6 protein-coding genes are annotated in these 5,499 nt (G+C 46.1%); 5 read left to right on the top strand and 1 reads right to left on the bottom strand.

Features of this window, described 5'->3' with window-relative positions; all coding sequences use genetic code 11:
• Positions 1-345: 345 nt before the first annotated feature.
• The 4 genes from QWY83_RS14160 (at position 346) to QWY83_RS14240 (ending at position 2,566) form a co-directional block, all read left to right on the top strand.
• Positions 346-585 carry a hypothetical protein gene (locus QWY83_RS14160; RefSeq protein WP_249947326.1) on the top strand — a complete coding sequence of 80 codons (240 nt, stop codon included), beginning with the start codon at positions 346-348 and terminating at the stop codon, positions 583-585.
• Positions 586-699: 114 nt separating this feature from the next.
• The gene (locus tag QWY83_RS14155) at positions 700-963 is read left to right on the top strand and encodes a hypothetical protein (RefSeq protein WP_249947325.1); all 264 of its coding nucleotides are present in this window, start codon (positions 700-702) and stop codon (positions 961-963) included.
• 799 nt (positions 964-1,762) lie between these two features.
• Positions 1,763-2,260 carry a TM2 domain-containing protein gene (locus QWY83_RS14150; protein ID WP_249947324.1) on the top strand — a complete coding sequence of 166 codons (498 nt, stop codon included), beginning with the start codon at positions 1,763-1,765 and terminating at the stop codon, positions 2,258-2,260.
• A gap of 12 nt (positions 2,261-2,272) precedes the next feature.
• Entirely contained in the window at positions 2,273-2,566 is a 294-nt protein-coding gene (locus tag QWY83_RS14240; protein ID WP_353958957.1) for a TM2 domain-containing protein, read from the top strand.
• 131 nt (positions 2,567-2,697) lie between these two features.
• On the opposite strand, the gene QWY83_RS14145 is transcribed toward QWY83_RS14240, so the two are convergent.
• Positions 2,698-3,546 (bottom strand): hypothetical protein, encoded by an 849-nt coding sequence (locus QWY83_RS14145; RefSeq protein WP_249947323.1) that lies wholly within the window; start codon positions 3,544-3,546, stop codon positions 2,698-2,700.
• Between the two features lie 562 nt (positions 3,547-4,108).
• On the opposite strand from QWY83_RS14145, the gene QWY83_RS14140 reads away from it, so the two are divergent.
• Positions 4,109-5,488 carry a hypothetical protein gene (locus QWY83_RS14140; protein ID WP_290246022.1) on the top strand — a complete coding sequence of 460 codons (1,380 nt, stop codon included), beginning with the start codon at positions 4,109-4,111 and terminating at the stop codon, positions 5,486-5,488.
• Positions 5,489-5,499: the final 11 nt, after the last annotated feature.

Here is a 5,499-nt window from a genome sequence, read left to right as displayed (position 1 = left end):
ACCTACGATAGTTAAGTCATCCTCAATCGTTGAGACTTCCGATGCTTAAACCACTCTTCATTCCTACCTTGCCATTCTGAAACGTCAGATAGGGATGCCATGATTGTATCGATATCTAGGTGGTCTAATCCAATCGTGGTTAGAGTAAGAGAAGACATTCCGTACTGAGGTTGCTTATACTGATCAAACTACGACAACGCTGGAGTTAGGTTGATGCTCAAAGCTGTGATCTTCGTCACCATGTTAGCCTTCAGTGCCACTGCCGCTTTAGCCGATGGCATTAGCCTTACATGTAAGAATATGGCTACAGGTGAAGATCAGCCACTCACACTCAATAGCGGCAGAATGTCTGCTCAGTTCGGTACAGGTAATCCTGGCAAAGTATTGTTTTGGGGCGATGATGACATCCGTTGGGTGACAGTGACCAACACTGGCATCGTGGCCTTCATGTTTCAGCAATCCACCTACAGAGTTATCGCTGATGGTGTTCTGACAAACCACTTCGACTATTTGGACCAGATGAACCGCATCGGTATGGACCAGATTGTCTTACCCAAAGACATCTACCAATGCCGTCGATCTTAAGTGGTTAAAACACACCCAACCTGATGCACCCCGTACTACTACATCAGCATAGGTAGGCTCAGCCTGACACTTCGTTTTGGATGCTCGGGCTGCAACTTAACGATTGATGATTGAATGACCCAGAAGCCTGTTGTTGACCTTACCAAGATGTCCCCGCCTGAGTTTGCCCGATATGTGATGCAGGCAGATGTCGGTGAAAGAATGATCTACATGCGGAAGAGGCAGGGTGAATCGACTCCATTGAAACGTGAGGCGCTGTATCTCTACGAAGGTGGCTACGTTCTGCTCACACAACGTAGATGTGAGGCGCCGAATAACAAAGAGTTCGAGTATATCGCCACACGGACTAAGAAGGCCGCAAAGAAAGTCGCTGCTTAGTCGGTGATCTTACAGTTGCCGTGGAAGATGTAGCCAACGTTCCTGAGTGACTTCACTGGAAAGGTAGATGTGTCTGTACTGAACCGTCTACGGAGACGAGACAGGAGAACCTCCAGTGATCTGACCTGTTGCACCGTTAGACGGTTTGCAATGCGAGAAATGGATTGATTCAGTGCTACATTTATCCACGATTTGCGTTGGATAGCGACTTACATAGACTGGGATGCCGTAAAATTAGGGCACCGAAAGTGCTAATCTAGTCATCTTTACTCTTGCTTTGATACTTCATGGATTGCACTGTAGTCTTGACAATATCTAAACCATGTAAGTGGCAATCGAATACCTCTGCGCTTTCCACGATGCTCTGGCTGTTTCAAATAGGACTTTACAATACTGTGTCTCACCAAAGCAAACTTGAACAGGAAGCACTAAACCTCGCTGGAAACTTGCAGCAACGGATTAGACGCACTGATCGAGCAGTGATCATCGGCTTCTTATTGAGTATCACTCCAGTATTTCCAGCCTGTGTCGTGGGCCTGATGTTGTGTATAATCAATTACGTTCTAATACGGAGCCAGAAGCTACCTGAAAACAATCGCAAAATCGTCAAAATCGGTATGGTCTCAGGATTAATTTTAACAATTTCTTGGATTTTTGTGTTTATGTTGATCGACCCTCTTTCGACATTCAGCACTTTCATTGATAACGGCTATAACATTCTTTCAAAACTTTTTAAATCTTTGTGGATACAAAGTCCAATCTCTGCGGGAGTTGCAGTATAATAAAGGGGAGGCTTCCAATGACAAATGACGTTGTTCGCTACCAAAGCCCTCAACAGAGAGCCTCTGATGAGAAGTTTTGTCACGCTTGTGCTCGAAAAATGCATTTTGATGCGGCATTCTGCCCTGATTGTGGTGCGCCGCAGCCAAGCGCTGGAAAACCGCAAACCAGATCAGAATTCAGCCAAGAGACTACCCCCCACGCACGACCTGGTATGAACCAAGTTTTCTGTATTGGATGTGGCGGCACTATGCACCAAACTGCTAACAGTTGCCCAAAATGCGGGGCAAGAAATCCAAGCTCTGCTCCGATTAGTTCGAAGGACAAAAACATAGCTGGCTTATTCGCCTTGCTCCTCGGGGGAATTGGTGCTCATCATTTCTATCTCGGAAACATTGGTCTAGGTATTTTGTACCTTCTATTCTGTTGGACTTTTATTCCAATGTTCATTGGGTTCATTGAGGGGCTTGTTTTTTTAACGCAAAGCGACGAAAACTTTGCACGCAAGTATCAATAAGGGATTAAGAAGATGATGTTCTGCTCAGGATGCGGGAAAGAAATGCATGAAACAGCGCAGGCCTGCCCTAACTGCGGGGCCAAGAACCCGCAAGTAGGCGGCTCACGCCACAGCAAGGTAACTTTAGCTCTCGTATGCTTCTTTATAGGTGCGTTGGGCATACATCGATTCATGGTTGGCAAACCAGGTACTGGTATCCTTATGATCCTCACTCTGGGTGGGCTCGGAATCTGGACTTTGATTGATTTTGTGATGATCTTGCTTGGGAAATTCCGAGACGGTGACGGCAACCTCGTTACATCTTGAATGTAAAGAAACGGCTAGGATGAACTATTAGCATTGTCTCAAGACGGTTACTCGGAACTATTTGAAAAGTGATTTGAGGCGGCCTTCGGGTCGCCTCTTTTTGTTTGGGCTATCTGCCCTAAGACTAAACCTCAGCCTTCACTGAAGCGTTCATAGTAATCCCGTAGTGATGTCCCAAGTTCGTCTGATGGATTGTACTGACCGTCAGAAAGCACGAACCGCTTCATACCTGTGATGCCACCTAAGTGTGCTGCAGCACGTAGACCGTCTCTGTTGAAGCGCTGGGCGGGTTCACCTATGCCATCAATAGCGGCATCAATGTCTGCGATGTGCCATGCTGCAACTCGTGACTGAAGCGCACTGTCATTGATGAACTCATCTTGTGTGAACTCTGCGCCTGTTGCGGCTTTGTAGTCATTCAGGCGAGCTTCTCCAAACTGTAAGTAGCCTACAAAGGAACGACCATCTTGTGTCGTATAGGATGCCACCTGAGAGCCGCTGCTTTCGCTTTGTATGAGCTTATCCATAAAGGATAGAGATGACTCTGCAGCACCCCTCTCAGTGCCTCTACGTGGCTCATCAAATGTTATGCCTAATGCCTGCGCCCATTCATTATGGATGTTATTTAGAGTACCCTGTTCCGTGGAGGACGTTGAGGTGTTCACCTGATTAGGTACCTCAGTCTGGGGGACTGCTGCTTCTAGCCACCCCACGATCATGTCTCGGCGTTCATATGACATGTTAGGCCACATAGATTTGGCGACATGGGAGTAAGGCTTTCCGAGTGCCAATGCGGACTGATGTAGCAACTTCGCTAATGTTTCAATCTGAGCACGATGCTCTGGTGACATCTTGTTCAACATTGCACGGAGCGATGAAGGCAACGATGCGCCAAGGATGTTTTGCCTTAGAGCTTCAACATGATCTGGTGTGGCATTGCGGGATGCATCAGGGCGCATCAACCCATTGAGACTGCTCATAGTCTGTTCCTTGTTGGTTTGTCGTTGTATAGGAGGGCTTTGCTTGGTCTGCGCAGACACGTGGAGTGCACAAAGAGGCGAAGATGAAGGCGAAACAGTGAATGGTTTCGGCCTTAGTAAGTTGAGGCTGGAGTGTGTTACTTACCGAACTAATCTGTAAGAACGTAAACTACATCAGTAGCTATGATGTATCCATATGTAGTGTGGATTATCCATCATGTATCTATATGATGTATTCGCTCAAGCATTACACAAGCATAGCACATCACGAAAAGGGCTTATGCCTGATAACCGATACGGAGTGGGGAACGTGCTAAGTCGAACAGCGAATGTGTTCAACACTTAGCACCCATAGTTTTACTCATTTATGCAGATTTTTCAAGCTGTAAGACTGCTTCGATCAGTTAATTTCAGCACTGCAAAAGCCAAATCTTGTGCGTGGTTTCAGGCTAGTTACTGCCCTTCAGGGTACATTTATGTGTGCCGACCATATTTATTGAAAACATTCCAGATGAGCGTAACCTGCAACCGACCCAGAAAATGTCAAAATGAGATTATTATCATGGATTGTTTCGACGAACTTGTAGATCAGCTAGTGAAAGAAATCGAAGAGCAAGAAGCTAAGAAACGACCAAGGTACAAAGAAGCCAAGCGACGTTTTAGAAATGCGGTTTCAGTCATTGTTGAAGATGCATGGAAAGCGCTCAGATCAATCCCCGTAAGAAGATGTTCGGTTCATTTGGGCAGTAACCACTACTCACATACCAATAGATATGCTGATCCCAATCTCACCTATCGAACGTTTAAGCCTGCTTATGATGGGCTGCTGAAACTTGGATACATCGAGCAGACCCAAAAGGGATATTACGACCCCTTTAAGATGCAAGGTAAGCTCACTGAGTATCAGTCTTCTGATAAATTAGAGAGGTTATTCAATGACCTTGGCGTTTACCCCGCCATCTACTTCCAGCCTAGCAAGGATGATGAAACCGTACTGCTCAGATCGAAGTCGGATCAACGTAAAGTACTAATCGACTACGTTGAAACTGCACAGACCAATAGGCATCGACGCAAGCTACTCAAGATCAACCAATGCCTCTTGCGGCATTGGCTCGACATTGAGCTACCCGACACGGAATATGCCACGATAGCCCAGAGAATTAATAGCCGAACCGATAAGAACCCAATCGATTTTTCCAGACGAACTCTCGTACGTATCTTCAGCAATCCTGACTTCAAACATGGAGGGCGGTTCTACCGTGGCTGGTGGCAAAATATACCCAGTGAATACCGCAAATACCTAACCATTGATACAAAGCGCACAGAGGAACTCGACTATTCTCAGCTAAACCCGAACATCCTGTATGCGATGGCAGGCAAAGAAATGGGCAGTGCGGACGCATATGATCGTATTCTCGGTGACAAACACCGTAAGTTAGCCAAGCAGGCTTTCAATGCGATGATACAGTCACCAACTCCACTTAAGAATTGCCCTGAGGCGATTGACCTGTCGAAGGTTGGCATGAAATGGGCGGAAATCCGTGAGGCTGTACTAAAAGCCCATCAACCGATTGAGCAATACTTCTTCAAAGGCATTGGTAATAAGTTGCAGTATGAGGACAGTCGTATTGCAGAGCGCATCATGCTTCACTTTGCTAAGCACGATATCCCTGTCTACCCAGTTCACGACAGTTTCATAATGCACCACGGTTACCGTGAAGAGCTTAAAGATGTAATGGAACAGGCTTTTAAGGACAGATTTAAGGCAGATATTGATATCTCAGTTGAGGCAGTAGACTGGAGCTACCTTAAGAAGGAACAACCTTCAGACCACCTAGATATCGATACAATCATGGCATCCCTATCTGACGTTTCAGAATGGCAAGGTAGGAATGAAGAGTGGTTTAAGCATCGGAAGTCTCAACGATTGAGGATGACTTAACTATCGTAGGT

Source organism: Marivivens donghaensis (assembly GCF_030410045.1).
Taxonomy (GTDB): Bacteria; Pseudomonadota; Alphaproteobacteria; order Rhodobacterales; family Rhodobacteraceae; genus Marivivens; species Marivivens donghaensis.
The sequence above is the reverse complement of the archived record's forward strand: the minus strand, read 5'-3'. Positions and strand labels throughout refer to the sequence as shown.